Source organism: Nocardia aurantia, from assembly GCF_009604425.1.
Lineage (GTDB): Bacteria > Actinomycetota > Actinomycetes > Mycobacteriales > Mycobacteriaceae > Nocardia > Nocardia aurantia.
The window spans coordinates 265,294-279,661 of the sequence record NZ_WEGI01000007.1; the positions used below are offsets into that span (position 1 = coordinate 265,294).

A 14,368-nucleotide genomic window follows, 5' to 3' on the forward strand; every position below is an offset into this window, starting at 1 on the left:
GTACCCCACTCCCCGCGACCCCGTCACCATTTCCGCAGCCGTACGTACCCCTGCTCCGCGCGAATCGGTCACCGTTCCGCAGCCGTACGTACCCCACTCCCCGCGACCCGGTCACCATTTCCGCAGCCGTAACCCCCACCCTGGGTTTCGGTCACCGATACGCAGGGGTAACCCTCCTGTTCGCGGCCCGGCCCGATCCTGGACTGACGGAGGCGGGGGAGCGAAGCGGAGGAGCCGGAGGAGGGAAGGATCGGGCCCGCAGGGCCGCGAACCCGCCGGAGCGAAGCGGAGGCCAAAAAACACAGCCCGTCACCCCCAAGCAGGCCAAACCCCGCAACCCGCCCCCTCTAAACCGAAGCGAACCCCGCTAACACAACTACTCCAGTTCGCCCTCGGTCTCCAGGTAGATCTGCCGCAACCTTTCCAGGGTTTCCGGCTGTGGATGCTCCCACAACTCGCGTTCGGCCGCCTCCAATAGCCGCTCCGTGATGCCGTGCAGCGCCCACGGATTCGACTGCTCCATGAACTTACGATTGGTCTCGTCGAAAACGTAACTCTCGGACAGCTTCTCGTACATCCAGTCGGCGACCACATTCGTGGTGGCGTCGTACCCGAACAGGTAGTCGACGGTCGCCGCCATCTCGAACGCGCCCTTGTACCCGTGCCGGCGCATCGCTTCCAGCCAGCGTGGATTCACCACGCGGGCCCGGAACACCCGAGTGGTCTCCTCCGAAAGGGTGCGGGTGCGTACCGAATCCGGCCGCGTGCTGTCGCCGATGTACGCCTCCGGGTTGCGGCCGGTGAGCGCGCGCACCGCGGCGACCATGCCACCGTGGTACTGGAAATAGTCGTCGGAATCCGCGATGTCGTGCTCGCGGGTGTCGGTGTTCTTGGCGGCCACCGCGATTCGGCGATACGCGGTGCGCATGTCGTCGGCCGCCGGCGCGCCGTCCAGGCCGCGACCGTAAGCGTAACCGCCCCACGCGGTGTACACCTGCGCGAGATCGTCGTCGGTCCGCCAGCTGCGCGAGTCGATCAGCTGGAGCAGGCCGGCGCCGTAGGTGCCCGGCTTGGAACCGAAGATCCGGGTGGTGGCGCGCCGCTCGTCGCCGTGTTCGGCCAGATCCGACTGGGTGTGTGCCCGAACATGGTTCGACTCGGCAGGCTCGTCCAGGCCGGCGACCAACCGCACCGCGTCGTCCAGCAGGGCGAGCACGTGCGGGAACGCGTCCCGGAAGAACCCGGAGATGCGGACCGTGACATCGATGCGCGGGCGGCCCAGCTCGTCGAGCGGGATCACCTCCAGCGTGGTCACGCGCCGACTGGCCTCGTCCCAGACCGGCCGGACCCCCAGCAGCGCAAGCACTTCCGCGATGTCGTCGCCGGAGGTCCGCATCGCCGAGGTCCCCCACACCGACAGGCCCACCGAGCGCGGGTACTCGCCGTGGTCGGCCAGGTAGCGCTCGAGCAGTGAATCCGCCATGGCCTGACCGGTTTCCCAGGCCAGCCGAGACGGTACCGCCTTCGGATCGACCGAGTAGAAGTTGCGCCCCGTGGGCAGCACGTTGATCAAGCCGCGCAGCGGCGAACCGCTCGGGCCGGCCGGCACGAAACCACCGTCTAGGGCGTGCAGCACCCGCTCGATCTCGACACCGGTCTGCCGCAACCGCGGCACGACTTCGGTTGCCGCAAAACGCAATACGGCTCGCAGCGTCTCGACTCGACCGGCGGGCACCGTGATCGGAGCCGAACCGGCCGCCGAATCGTCCACATCCGCCACCGGGCCACCGGCAATCGCCGGGCCACCGGCAATCGCCGGAGCATCGGCGGTCGCCAGAGCACCGGCACTCGCCGAAGCGTCGGCAGTCGCCGAAGCACCGGCAGTCGCCGAAACACCGGCGACCACATACCGCGCCAGCACCTCATCGACCGCGCCAACCGACCAGTCCGCCGCCTGCAACGCGGCCAGCAGCGCCCGCGCCCGCGCCTCCACCGCGTCGACCCGTTCCCGCGATTCGCCACCGGATTCGTCGAGCCCCAGTGCCTCCCGCAGACCCGGCACCGCGACCTCGCCGCCCCACAGCTGACGCGCCCGCAGCATCGCCAGCACGAGGTCCAGCTCGGTCTCCCCCATCGGCGCCTGCCCCAGCACGTGCAGGCCGTCGCGGATCTGCACGTCCTTGATCTCGCACAGCCAGCCGTCGACGTGCAACAGCATGTCGTCGAAGGCGTCCTCGTCGGGCCGATCGGCCAGGCCCAGATCGTGGTCCATCTTCGCCGCGCGCATCAGGGTCCAGATCTGCTGCCGGATCGCCGGCAGCTTGGCCGGATCGAGCGCCGAGATGTTCGCGTGCTCGTCCAGCAACTGCTCGAGCCGGGCGATGTCGCCGTAGGTCTCGGCCCGCGCCATCGGCGGGATCAGGTGGTCGACCAGGGTGGCGTGCGCGCGGCGCTTGGCCTGGGTGCCCTCGCCCGGATCGTTGACCAGGAACGGGTAGATCAGCGGCAGATCGCCCAGGGCGGCGTCGGTGCCGCAGGCCGCGGACATGCCGACGGTCTTGCCCGGCAACCACTCCAGGTTGCCGTGCTTGCCGAGATGGACCATCGCATCCGCACCGAAACCACCGTCGCTGTCCGCCAACGAGATCCAGCGGTAGGCCGCCAGATAGTGGTGGCTCGGCGGCAGGTCCGGATCGTGATAGATCGCGACCGGATTCTCGCCGAACCCGCGCGGCGGCTGCACCATCAGCACGAGATTGCCGAAACGCAATGCGGCGATGACGATTTCGCCCGCGGGATCCACGGACCGGTCGACGTACAGTTCGCCCGGCGGCGGCCCCCAGGCCGCGACGACCGCCTCCCGCAACTCCGCCGGCAACGTGCCGAACCAGCTCGAGTACCGCGCCGCGGAGATGCGGATCGGGTTGCCCTTCAACTGTTCCGCGGTGAGCCAGTCCGGATCCTGCCCGCCGGCGGCGATGAGCGCGTGGATCAGCGCGTCGCCGTCGTGCTCGTCGAGACCGGGCACCTCACCGGCCGCGCCGACGTCATATCCGTTGTCCCGCAACGCGTTCAGCAGCCGGATCGCGCTGGCCGGGGTGTCCAGGCCGACCGCGTTGCCGATCCGCGCGTGCTTGGTCGGATACGCCGACAACATCAGCGCGATCCGCCGCCGCGCGGGCGGGACGTGCCGTAACCGGGCGTGCCGCACCGCGATTCCGGCGACCCGGGCGGCGCGCTCGGGATCGGGCACGTAACTCGACAGGCCGTCGGCGTCGAATTCCTTGAACGAGAACGGCACCGTGATCAGCCGACCGTCGAATTCCGGCACCGCCACCTGAGTGGCGACGTCCAGCGGCGACATCCCGTCGTCGTTGCCGGCCCACTGCGCGCGACTGCCGGTCAGGCACAGGCCCTGCAGGATCGGCACATCCAGATCGGCGAGCGCGCCGATGTCCCAGGCCGCGTCGTCGCCACCGGCGGAGACCGCGGCCGGGGTGCTGCCGCCGGCCGCGAGCACGGTCACCACCAGTGCGTCCGCGCCGCGCAGGGTATCGATCAGCTCCGGTTCGGCGGTGCGCAGCGACGCGCAGTACAGCGGCAGCGGGCGGCCGCCGGCATCCTCGATCGCCGTGCAGAGCGCCTCGATGTAGGTGGTGTTGCCGGCCAGATGCTGGGCGCGGTAGTACAGCACCGCGACCACCGGGCCCTCGACCTCCCGGGCCGTGCGTGCCAGCACACCCCAGGCCGGCAACTGCACCGGCGGCTCGAACCCGTGCCCGGTGAGCAGCACGGTATCCGACAGGAAGTGGTGCAGTTGCCGCAGATTGCCCGGCCCGCCCGCGGCGAGGTAGTTGTGCGCGTCGGCGGCCACCCCGCCGGGCACGGTCGAACATTCCATCAGCTCGGCGTCGGGCGCCATCTCGCCGCCGAGCGCCACCAGCGGAATTCCGCGGGCGCGCAGCAGGTCCAGGCCCTCTTCCCAGGCGCGACGGCCGCCGAGCAACCGGACGATCACCAGATCGACGCCGTCGAGCAGCCCGGGCAGATCGTCGGGCAGCAACCGGGCGGGGTTGCCGAGCCGATAGTCGGCACCGCTGGTCCGTGCGGACAGCAGATCGGTGTCGGAGGTGGACAGCAACAAGATCACGGCGAGCCTTTCCTCGGGTCACGCGCCCATCGGTGGTCGTGCTCGCCTGGAGGGTCTGACTGTCACAGTGGCGCGACCGCCCGGAATCACACCGGTTTCCTCGTTCCGGCAAGCCCCCGGATGCTACCGCGCGCCGGTCGCGCGGCCCGCGCACCGGGTCGTCGCACCGGCAGCCCTAGCACAGAACGATCGGTTCGTTTCGTCTCCCGGAAACCGGCACGCAGGCGTACGCTCAAAGTATGCCGAACTCACCAGGGTGGGCCAGGCGGAATCGATTCGCTGCCTGGTCAGGGATAACAAGCATGATGATTGCTGTTGCTTTGCTAGCAATGGCATTGGCGGCAGCCGCGGGCGGTCGAAGCACTCTGGCGGTGGTCGCGGCCATCCTGTGTGTGGTGGTGTCCATCGGCGGTCTGCTCGTCTTCGAATCCACGGTGCGCCGCGATCACGTGGATCGCCACACCACTCCCAAGCTGCTGTCCGACAGCTACGTGCGCATTCCGCGGCTGCCCGGCCGCGACTGACGGTTCGGATCAGCCCGACGACCCCGTGCACCGACGACACGGAAGGACGCTCCCATGCGCGCCACTCCGAACTGGGCTCGCCGCAACCGATTGGTCGCCTGGACCACCTATCTGGCCGTGCTGGCCGGCTTCGCCACGCTGGCGATGGCGCTGACCGCCGCGGCCAGCGGGCACACCCGCTGGGCGATGGTCGCGGGCGGCATCTGCGCCGCGATCGTCGTCGTCAACATCATGCTGCTGACGATGACGGTGCACCGCGATCACGCCCACCACCATGAGGGGCCGAATCTGCTCGGCGACGAATGGGATCAGGCCGCCGCGGCCCGAGCCCGGCGCCGGGCCGAGGCCCGCGCGGTGGCGCCCCGCACCTGGCCGGGCATCTGACCCTGCCGTTTCGCGCCTCGTAGGCTGGGATCGTGACCCGCTCCCGGCCCGACTCCTGCCCCGGCGTGCTGCGCCTGCACGACGCCGCCGACGGCCCGCTGGCCCGCATCCGGCTGCCCGGGGGGCGGTTGCGGCCGGATCAGCTGCAGGCCCTCGCCGAGGCCGCGCGCGAGCTGGGCAACGAGTCCATCGAACTGACCTCGCGCGGCAATGTGCAGTTGCGGCAGATCCACGACGCGGCCGCGCTCGCCGACCGGCTGGCCGCCGCCGACCTGCTGCCCAGCCCCACCCACGAGCGGGTGCGCAACATCGTCGCGTCCCCGCTGTCGGGCCGCGTCGGCGGCCGGGCCGACGTGCACCCGCTGATACCGGCCCTGGACGCGGGCCTGCGCGCCGCGCCGGCGCTGTCCGAACTGCCCGGCCGGGTGCTGTTCACCCTCGACGACGGGCGCGGCGATGTCAGCGGGCTCGGCGGCGACATCGGCGTGCACGCCACCGCCGCCGGTGAGTACGCCCTGCTGCTCGCCGGCCGTGACACCGGCGTCCGGCTGCCCGCGGAGGTGGCGGTGGCGACGATGCTGGACGCCGCGCACGGCTTCCAGCGAGTGCGCGACGACCGGTGGCGGCTGCACGAGGTGCCCGACGGAGCGGCCCGGGTGATCGCGCACCTCGGCCTGACACCGGCCACCGCTCCACTGGAATTCGTTGCCCGCCACGATATTCCGATCGGCTGGCTGCCCCAGGACGACGGACGCGTCGCGCTCGGGGCGGGCGTCCCGCTGGGCAGCCTGCCCGCGCGCACCGCCGAATTCCTCGCGGCCGTCGACCGCCCGCTGGTGGTGACGCCGTGGCGCAGCCTCGTCCTCGGCGACCTGGACGAGTGGGTGGCCGAGCAGGTCGTCCGGGTACTCGCCCCGATGGGCCTGATCTTCGACGCCGCCTCCCCCTGGCTGCACGTCACCGCCTGCGCCGGGCAGCCCGGTTGCGCCAAATCCCGCACCGATGTCCGCGCCGACGCCGCCGCGGCGGTCGCCGAGGGCCGCGTCCACGACGGCCCGCCCGCACCGGCCGAACACGGCCGCACCGCCGCCGACCTCGAGGTGTCCGGTAAGCAGCACTGGTCCGGCTGCGAACGCCGCTGCGGCCGCCCGCGCGGTCCCGTCACCGACGTGATCGCCGAACCCGACGGCTACCGGGTCACTCCGCCGCCACAGGACTGACCCGGCAACCGATTTCACGCGAGACCGGATCGTTCGAGCGTGCACGAGGGCGACGACATGTCCGTCCTCAGCGCAGCACGCCGCCCACCACGTTCGCCACCGCCCGGCGGACCGCGTCCGGGTCGGGCCGCCGGCCGGTGCGGTCGGCGAACAGCAGGTGGCCGGTGCCGATGAGCATGGGCGCGAGAGCGTCGACCTCGGCGGCGGGGGCGATCCGGCCCAATTCGACCTCCGCGGTGAGGTAGTCGCCGATCATGATCGCGCCCTCGGTCAGGATCGGCACGCCCGCGGGCCAGCTCTGCCGCAGTCGGCTGCGCAGTTCGTCGCGGAAGGTGACGAGCGCGACCACCGCGACCGCGACCGATTCGAAGAGGGCGGTCAGCGCGTCGGTCAGGTTGCCGACGACGGTGCCGGTGCCCGCGGCGTCGCGGAGCGCGGCGGCCTGCGTGTCCATCCGCTCGGCCCGATCGAGCACGAAATCGGCGAGGAACGCGTCGAAATCCTCGAAGTGCCGGTGCAGCACGCCCTTCGCGAAGCCGGCCTCCGCGGTGACGGCCCGGCTGGTCAGCCCGCTGGGCCCCTCGCGCAGCAGCACGCGCTCGGCGGCGTCGAACAGCTGTCGGCGCACATCGCGAATCGCCACTCCGGTCGGCATCGCTCGATGGTATCGCCCAGGGCGAACACAGCTTGTCCAGTGGGCACATGCCCACTAGTGTGGGCGCATGCCCACTCCGAGTTCACCCCCGCCGATCGTTCCCCACGAACAACGTCGGGTCGCCGAATCCTTCGGCACCGACGCCGCCCGCTACGACCGGGCCCGCCCGCCGTATCCGGACGCCATGATCCAGCGAATCCTCACCACGAGCCCCGGCACCGATGTGCTCGACGTCGGCTGCGGCACCGGCATCGCGGCCCGGCAGTTCGCCGCCGCCGGCTGCCGGGTGCTGGGTGTCGAACCCGACGCCCGGATGGCCGATTTCGCCCGCGGCACCGGTCTCGACGTCGAGGTCGCCACCTTCGAGACCTGGGACGCCGCGGACCGATCCTTCGACGTCGTGGCCGCGGGCACGGCCTGGCACTGGATCGACCCGGTCGCGGGCGCCGCCAAGGCCGCGCAGGTGCTGCGCCCCGGCGGGCGACTCGCCCCGTTCTGGCATGTGTTCGAACTCCCCGGCGCCGTGAAACACGCCTTCGCCGACGCCTACCGCCGCGTGGTGCCCGATCATCTGTTCGACTTCCGGACCGAGCGCAGCGCCCTGGACCTGTACCGGCCCGGTTTCGACCAGGCCGCCGAGGGGATCGCGGCGGCCGGCGCCTTCGACGTCGCGCAGCAGTGGCGCTTCGACTGGGAGCACACCTACACCCGCGACGAATGGCTCGACCAGTTGCCGACCCAGGGTTCGCTGACGAGCCTCGCCCCGGAGCAGCGGCGGGCGGTACTCACCGCGGTCGGCGCCGCGATCGACGACCTCGGCGGCAGCTTCACCGCGGGTTACATCACGATGGTGGTCACCGCGACCCGGCGCTAACCGCGCGGATACCCGTGCCACTCCAGCGTGCAGCACTTCACGCCGCCGCCGGACTTCAGCAGTTCCGACAGGTCGACGCCGACCGGGTGGTAACCGCGCTCGCGCAACTGCCCGGCCAGGCGGACCGCGCGATCGCTGAGGAACACGTGGTACCCGTCGCAGACCCCGTTGAGCCCCAGCACCTCCGCGTCGTCGGCGGAGGCGAGCACGGCATCGGGATACAGCCGGGCCAGCAGCCGCACACTGTCGTCGGAGAAGGCCGCCGGGTAGTACGCGATCGTGTCACCGAGGACCATGAGCGCGGTGTCCAGATGGTAGAAACGCGGGTCGACCAGGTCGAGCGACACCACCTGCCGCCCGAAGTAGCGTTCCACCTCCCGGTGCGCCGACCGGGTACTGCGAAATCCCGCACCGGCCAGGATGCGGTCCCCGGCCACCGCGAAATCGCCTTCCCCCTCGTTGAATTCGGCCGCCGCGAGCACCCGGCCGAGGCCGCGCCCGGCCATCCAGGCGTGGTACGCCGGGCCCTCGGCGGCGCGCTCGGGGGTGGCGAACCGCGCCGACAGCGCACGATCCCCGATCACCAGCCCACCGTTCGCGGCGAACACCATGTCCGGCAGGCCGGGAACGCCGTCGATCAGATCCACTTGGTGCCCGTGCCGCCGATAGACCGCGCACAGCGCCTCCCACTGGGACACCGCTCGCGCGCGATCGACCGGCGCACCGATGTCCATCCAGGGATTGATCGCGTACGTGACGTCGAAATGATCCGGCCGGCACATCAGGAATCGGCGTGGCGCCGGGCGGCGTTCGGCCGGGTCGCCGAGCTCCGCGGGCTCGGAGGACAGGGAGACGGGTGTCGTGGTCGAGAGCGTCAACGGATCTCCCTGCGGTCGGCGCGACAAGACTGTTTCGACGGTAACGGGCGTAGTGTTGCGCTCGGAACATCGAATCATTGCGTAGTCGATCGCCGAAACGGCGAATCGTTGCGTCATGGAGGTATCGGGTATGGACGAGCTGGACCGGCGGATCCTCGCGCATCTGCTGCGACAGGCCCGCGCCTCCTTCCAGGAGATCGGCGCCGGGGTCGGGCTGTCGGCGCCGGCGGTGAAGCGCCGGGTCGACAAGATGGTCGCGGCGGGCCAGATCACCGGATTCACCGCGCTGGTCAACCCGGCGGCACTGGGCTGGCGGACCGAGGCGTACGTCGAGGTCTACTACCGCGACAACATCTCCCCCGCCGAACTGCGCCGCGGCCTGGAGCCGATCCCGCAGGTGGTGGGGGTGTGGACGATCGCCGGCGAGGCCGACGCGCTCGTGCACGTGATGGCCACCGACATGGCCGAGATCGAGTCCACGGTCGAGCGCATCCGGGAGAACACGCGCGTCGGCCGCACCCGCAGCAGCATCGTGATGTCGCGGCTGCTGGAACGGCCGCGCACCTGATCACGACCCGCTACCGGTTCACGAGAATCGCACTTCTACTGTGGATCCCATGTCGGACCCTTCCCGGACACGCACCAGCTATCTCACCGATGGCGCCGAGATCTATCGGCGCTCGTTCGCGACCATCCGCGCCGAGGCCGATCTGGCCCGCTTCCCGGCCGATGTCGCGCAGGTCGTGGTGCGGATGATCCACGCCTGCGGTCAGGTGGATCTGTCCGCCGACGTGGACCACAGCCCGGACGTGGTGGCGAAGGCCCGGGCCGCGCTGCGGGCCGGCGCGCCGATCCTGTGCGACGCCACCATGGTGGCGTCCGGCGTGACCCGCAAGCGCCTGCCCGCCGACAACGAGGTGCTGTGCCTGCTCGCCGACCCCCGGGTGCCCGAACTGGCCCGAGCCATGGACAACACCAGATCCGCTGCCGCACTGGAACTGTGGCGCGACCGGCTCGACGGCGCCGTCGTAGCGGTGGGCAACGCGCCGACGGCCCTGTTCCACCTGCTGGACATGCTCGACGCCGGCGCGCCGCGACCGGCGGCGGTGCTCGGCATCCCGGTCGGGTTCATCGGCGCGGCCGAGTCCAAGCAGGCGCTGGCCGACCACGGCGGCGTCGAATTCCTGACCGTGCACGGCCGCCGCGGCGGCAGCGCCATCACCGCCGCGGCCCTCAACGCGATCGCGAGCGAACAGGAATGAGCGCCCAGCACGGCAAACTCTGGGGAATCGGCCTCGGCCCCGGCGATCCGGAACTGGTGACCGTGAAGGCCGCGCGGATCATCGGCGCGGCCGACGTCGTCGCCTTCCACAGCGCCCGGCACGGCCGCAGCATCTCGCGCGGTATCGCGGCGGCGTACATGCGCGACGGTCAGCTCGAGGAGCACCTGATCTACCCGGTGACCACCGAGACCACCGACCATCCCGGCGGCTACCAGGGCGCGATGGACGAGTTCTACGAGCAGGCCGCCGAACGGCTGGCCGCGCACCTGGCCGCCGGACGCTCGGTGGCACTGCTGGCCGCGGGCGATCCGCTGTTCTACAGCTCCTACATGCACATGCACCGCCGCCTCGCGGACCGGTTCGAGGCGGAGATCATCCCCGGCATCACCTCGGTGAGCGCGGCGTCCGCGGCGCTGGGCACCCCGCTGGTGGAGGGCGAGCAGGTCCTCACCGTGCTGCCCGGCACCCTGCCCGCCGACGAACTGGCCCGCCGCCTCGCCGAGACCGAGGCGGCCGCCGTGATGAAACTCGGCCGCACCTATCCCGCTGTGCGGCAGGCACTTTCACAGTCCGGACGGCTGGCCGACGCCTACTACGTCGAGCGCGCCAGCACCGGCCGCCAGCGGGTGCTGCGCGCCGCCGACGTGGCCGACGCGGACGTCCCGTACTTCTCGATCACCCTGGTCCCGGGCCCGCGGCCGACCACCCCGCTGCCGCTCACCCCGGCCGGCGGGGAGCACGCCGGATCCGTCGCCGTGACCGGTTCGGCGACGGGCCTCGACGGCCCGGGAGCGGCGACCGGACCGGCCGATACGACGGTGGCGGGCAGCGTGGCAACCCCAGCGGCACACGCGAATTCACGGTTTTCCGGAGGAAGTGGCCCCCCGGACGCGCCACGGCACTTCCCCGCGCAGACCGGCGGCGTCGTGGTCATCGGGCTCGGCCCCGGCGACAGCGCTTGGACGACACCGGAAGTCGCGGAGATCCTGGCCGAGGCGACCGATCTGGTCGGCTACACCACCTATGTGAACCGCGTGCCGGCACGACCGGATCAACGGCGGCACGCGAGCGACAATCGGGTCGAATCCGAGCGGGCCGCAATGGCATTGGATCTGGCCCGGCAGGGTGCCCGGGTGGCGGTCGTATCCTCCGGCGACCCCGGCGTCTTCGCGATGGCGGCCGCCGTGGTCGAGGAATCCGCCGACCCGCAGTGGCGCGCGGTCCCGGTGCGGGTGGTTCCGGGCGTCACCGCGGCCAGTGCGGTCGCGAGCCGCGTCGGCGCGCCGCTCGGGCACGACTTCGCGGTGATCTCGCTGTCGGATCGGCTGAAGCCGTGGGAGACCGTGGCCCAACGCATCTCGGCCGTCGCCGCCGCCGATATGGCACTGGCCGTGTACAACCCCGCCTCCTCGCAGCGCACCTGGCAGGTGGGCGCGCTGCGGGACCTGCTGCTGGAGCACCGCAAGCCGGACACGCCGGTGGTCCTGGGCCGCGACGTCGGCGGCCCGACCGAGTCGGTGCGCGTGGTCACCCTCGCCGGACTCGACCCGGCGGAGGTCGACATGCGCACCCTGCTGATCATCGGCGCCTCCACCACCACCGCCTTCGACACCCCCGGTGGCACCCGGGTCTACACTTCCCGGCGCTACCACGGAGCGTAGCGTTCGACATTCCAATGTAGAATGTACGAAACGGAAGGAGCGGTGGTGGCCGACGATCCGGCACAGCGCGGGCTCAACTCGACGGCGGCGTCGCTGCTGGGCTTCCTGCACGAGGGACCGATGTCCGGCTGGGATCTGGTCAACCTCGCGCAGAACCGCATCGGCGATTTCTGGACGATCACGCAGAGCCAGGTGTACCGCGAACTGGCGACGATGGACCGGTCCGGCCTGGTGACCAAGGGCGAGACCGGAGCCCGGGAACGCACGCCGTACCACATCACCGGCACCGGCCGGGAGGCGTTCGCGCAGTGGATCGCTCGCGATCCGGGAGCCGAAACCATCCGGGTGCCATTGCTGCTGACTCTGTCGTTCGGCCGATTCGTCGATCCGGACCGGCTGCGGCGGATCATCGCGGACAACCGGGTCGTGCACGAACAGCGGCTCAGCGGCTACCTCACCGAACTGGCCCAGTTGTCCGGCATGTCGGTCCAGATGTCCCGATTCGACCGCGCCACGGTCGAATTCGGCATCCGGTACGAGCGCGCGGTCCTCGACTGGTTCGACCGGCTGCCGGGCCTACTTGCCGGCGAACCCGGCGATCTGGGCTGAATTCCCGGCGCACAGTCGGTGGCGACGGCGGCACCGGCCGCCCGTACCCGGCCCGCGCCCGACGCCCCGGTCCGGCGCGGTCGGCCGAGTCGCTCCAGCTCCGGCAACGCCCACCGAGCCGCTCCGGCGCCGGCGACTGCCGCCAAGCCGCTCCGGCTTTGGCAATGCCCGGCGAGTCGCTCCGGCGCCGGCAACGCCCGCCAAGCCGCTCCGGCTCCGGCAATGCCCGGCGAGTCGCTCCGGCGCCGGCAACGCCCGCCAAGCCGCTCCGGCTCCGGCAATGCCCGGCGAGTCGCTCCGGCGCCGGCAACGCCCGCCAAGCCGCTCCGGCTCCGGCAATGCCCGGCGAGTCGCTCCGGCGCCGGCAACGCCCGCCAAGCCGCTCCGGCTCCGGCAATGCCCGGCGAGTCGCTCCGGCGCCGGCAACGCCCGCCAAGCCGCTCCGGCTCCGGCAATGCCCGGCGAGTCGCTCCGGCGCCGGCAACGCCCGCCAAGCCGCTCCGGCTCCGGCAATGCCCGGCGAGCGGCTCCAGCTCCGGCAATGCCCGCCGACCGCTCAAGCTCCGGCAACGCCCACTGAGTCGCACCAGGTCCGGCCACGCCAGCCGAGCCGCGAAACGCGAACTCCGCGTGCACGAGCCGGTCGCCGAGCAGCCCAGCGGCCGAACGACCCCGGCGGGGCAGGTTGTCCGGCCTACCGCGCTCCCGACCGGCCGATCAGCCAATCTCGCACGGCAGCAACGGAATCCGCGACCGGTTCACCGGGTGGCAGCGGCGGCCGGTCGATCATGACCACCGGGATGCCGCGTTCGCGAGCGGCGGTCAGCTTCGCGGCGGTCAGCTCACCGCCGCTGTCCTTGGTCACCAGCACGTCGATCCGGCGCCCGGCCAGCAGCCGGCATTCGTCGTCGACGGTGAAAGGTCCACGCGCGAGCAGGATCTCGTGTCGCGGCGGCAGCGCGGCGGTCGGCGGATCGATCGCGCGGATCAGGAACCAGGGCTCGGTCAGATGGGCGAACGCACCCACACCCTGCCGGCCGATGGTGAGGAAGACGCGGTCGCCCAGCGTCGCCGCGACCGTCGCCGCGGCAGCGGTATCCGCCACGCGCACCCAGAGATCCGCCGGTTCCGGCGACCAGCCGGGCCGCCGCAGGTGGATCAGCGGCAGACCCAGCCCGCCGGCCGCGGCGGCGGCATGCGCGGACATCGTGCCCGCGAAGGGATGGGTGGCGTCGACGATCGCATCGATATCGTTGTCCGCCAGCCATTCCCGCAGTCCGTCGACCCCGCCGAAACCGCCGACCCGGACCTCGCCGACCGGCAGCACGGGCTCGCGGACCCGACCGGCGAGCGAGGACACGATCTCGAATCCTCGCTCGCCGGTGACGATATCGGCCAGTTCCCGGGCCTCCCGGGTTCCGCCGAGTATCAGAATCCTCAGGGCTGACCGCCGAAGTAGGCGGCGCCCGCGTCCAGCAGCGACGGGCCGCCGGCCACCAGGAGGCCGATCACGCCGCCGAGCAGCGCGGCCGGGATCAGGCCGACACCGAAGAACCAAATGCCGATCAGCGCGCCGAGCAGGGCGCCGACCGCGGCGCCCAGCGACGCGTGCTGCAGTTCGGCGAAGAACCAGTCCTGCGCCGAGATGTCCTTCGCTGTGGCGACGTGCGCGGCCTGCGGGGTGAGGGTCAGCTGCGAGCCGTCGGCGGAGATGTCCGCGGCGACCTCGCCCTTGCTGTCCTTCGACTCGACCACCAGCGGGTACTGCATGACGACCTGGCCCGCGTCGTTGGTCAGGGTGACGTTCTTGCCCACGGTGTCCAGCGCGAACCGGCCACCGGTGACGGCGGTGACGATCGACTTGCCGGCGTCGGCGAGGGTGGTGGTGTAGTTGACGCCGTGGTCCTCGCCGTGCACCGCGGGGGTCACGGTCTGGGTCTGCACCTGGTCGGGGGCCGGCACCGTCGGGTCGGCGGCCGCGGTGCCCGCGGCGATGCCGGTGGCGGCGATGGCCACCAGAGCGGTGGCGGTGAACGTGCTGATTCTCATCTGAGTCCCATCGAGTTCGAGCAAGTCCGATATAACAAACGGATTACGACGAACGACCATACCCGGTGACGCGTGTCCGTT

General features: G+C 71.5%; 13 protein-coding genes. 8 read left to right on the forward strand and 5 right to left on the reverse strand.

Features of this window, described 5'->3' with window-relative positions:
• Nucleotides 1-376 precede the first annotated feature (376 nt).
• Entirely contained in the window at nucleotides 377-4,150 is a 3,774-nt protein-coding gene (cobN, locus tag NRB56_RS17575) for a cobaltochelatase subunit CobN (protein WP_319943125.1), read from the reverse strand.
• A gap of 329 nt (nucleotides 4,151-4,479) precedes the next feature.
• On the opposite strand from cobN, the gene NRB56_RS17580 reads away from it, so the two are divergent.
• Genes NRB56_RS17580 through cobG form a run of 3 tightly spaced genes read left to right on the forward strand, consistent with a single transcriptional unit; the run spans nucleotide 4,480 to nucleotide 6,278 of the window.
• The gene (locus NRB56_RS17580; protein ID WP_153343498.1) at nucleotides 4,480-4,674 is read left to right on the forward strand and encodes a hypothetical protein; all 195 of its coding nucleotides are present in this window, start codon (nucleotides 4,480-4,482) and stop codon (nucleotides 4,672-4,674) included.
• Between the two features lie 54 nt (nucleotides 4,675-4,728).
• Nucleotides 4,729-5,058 (forward strand): hypothetical protein, encoded by a 330-nt coding sequence (locus NRB56_RS17585; RefSeq protein ID WP_153343500.1) that lies wholly within the window; start codon nucleotides 4,729-4,731, stop codon nucleotides 5,056-5,058.
• 32 nt (nucleotides 5,059-5,090) lie between these two features.
• On the forward strand, nucleotides 5,091-6,278 hold the full coding sequence (gene cobG / locus NRB56_RS17590; protein WP_319943126.1) for a precorrin-3B synthase: 1,188 nt from the start codon (nucleotides 5,091-5,093) through the stop codon (nucleotides 6,276-6,278).
• Between the two features lie 67 nt (nucleotides 6,279-6,345).
• Here the strand turns inward: cobG and NRB56_RS17595 are convergent, their stop codons facing one another.
• Nucleotides 6,346-6,933, reverse strand: a complete 588-nt coding sequence (locus tag NRB56_RS17595) for a TetR/AcrR family transcriptional regulator (protein WP_153343502.1) — start codon at nucleotides 6,931-6,933, stop codon at nucleotides 6,346-6,348.
• Nucleotides 6,934-7,000: 67 nt separating this feature from the next.
• Between NRB56_RS17595 and NRB56_RS17600 the strand changes: the two genes are divergently transcribed.
• A complete protein-coding gene (locus NRB56_RS17600) occupies nucleotides 7,001-7,807 on the forward strand; it encodes a class I SAM-dependent methyltransferase (protein WP_153343504.1) in 807 nt (268 codons plus the stop codon).
• Here the strand turns inward: NRB56_RS17600 and ddaH are convergent.
• The gene (ddaH, locus tag NRB56_RS17605; RefSeq protein ID WP_227837879.1) at nucleotides 7,804-8,685 is read right to left on the reverse strand and encodes a dimethylargininase; all 882 of its coding nucleotides are present in this window, start codon (nucleotides 8,683-8,685) and stop codon (nucleotides 7,804-7,806) included. The genes NRB56_RS17600 and ddaH overlap by 4 nt on opposite strands.
• Before the next feature lie 130 nt (nucleotides 8,686-8,815).
• On the opposite strand from ddaH, the gene NRB56_RS17610 reads away from it, so the two are divergent.
• From NRB56_RS17610 to NRB56_RS17625, 4 genes are read left to right on the forward strand one after another with little or no spacing between them, the layout of a single operon-like run.
• On the forward strand, nucleotides 8,816-9,253 hold the full coding sequence (locus NRB56_RS17610) for an Lrp/AsnC family transcriptional regulator (RefSeq protein WP_153343821.1): 438 nt from the start codon (nucleotides 8,816-8,818) through the stop codon (nucleotides 9,251-9,253).
• A gap of 49 nt (nucleotides 9,254-9,302) precedes the next feature.
• Nucleotides 9,303-9,947 (forward strand): precorrin-8X methylmutase, encoded by a 645-nt coding sequence (locus tag NRB56_RS17615; protein WP_153343506.1) that lies wholly within the window; start codon nucleotides 9,303-9,305, stop codon nucleotides 9,945-9,947.
• On the forward strand, nucleotides 9,944-11,629 hold the full coding sequence (locus tag NRB56_RS17620) for a precorrin-2 C(20)-methyltransferase (protein ID WP_153343508.1): 1,686 nt from the start codon (nucleotides 9,944-9,946) through the stop codon (nucleotides 11,627-11,629). The genes NRB56_RS17615 and NRB56_RS17620 overlap by 4 nt, the downstream gene beginning before the upstream one ends.
• A 21-nt stretch (nucleotides 11,630-11,650) precedes the next feature.
• Complete coding sequence (locus NRB56_RS17625) at nucleotides 11,651-12,238, forward strand: PadR family transcriptional regulator (RefSeq protein ID WP_153343510.1); 588 nt, start codon at nucleotides 11,651-11,653, stop codon at nucleotides 12,236-12,238.
• 694 nt (nucleotides 12,239-12,932) lie between these two features.
• Here NRB56_RS17625 and NRB56_RS17630 read toward each other — a convergent pair.
• Both NRB56_RS17630 and NRB56_RS17635 read right to left on the reverse strand, forming a co-directional pair.
• Nucleotides 12,933-13,679 carry a cobalt-precorrin-6A reductase gene (locus NRB56_RS17630; protein ID WP_153343823.1) on the reverse strand — a complete coding sequence of 249 codons (747 nt, stop codon included), beginning with the start codon at nucleotides 13,677-13,679 and terminating at the stop codon, nucleotides 12,933-12,935.
• Complete coding sequence (locus tag NRB56_RS17635) at nucleotides 13,676-14,287, reverse strand: hypothetical protein (RefSeq protein WP_153343512.1); 612 nt, start codon at nucleotides 14,285-14,287, stop codon at nucleotides 13,676-13,678. The genes NRB56_RS17630 and NRB56_RS17635 overlap by 4 nt, the downstream gene beginning before the upstream one ends.
• Nucleotides 14,288-14,368: the final 81 nt, after the last annotated feature.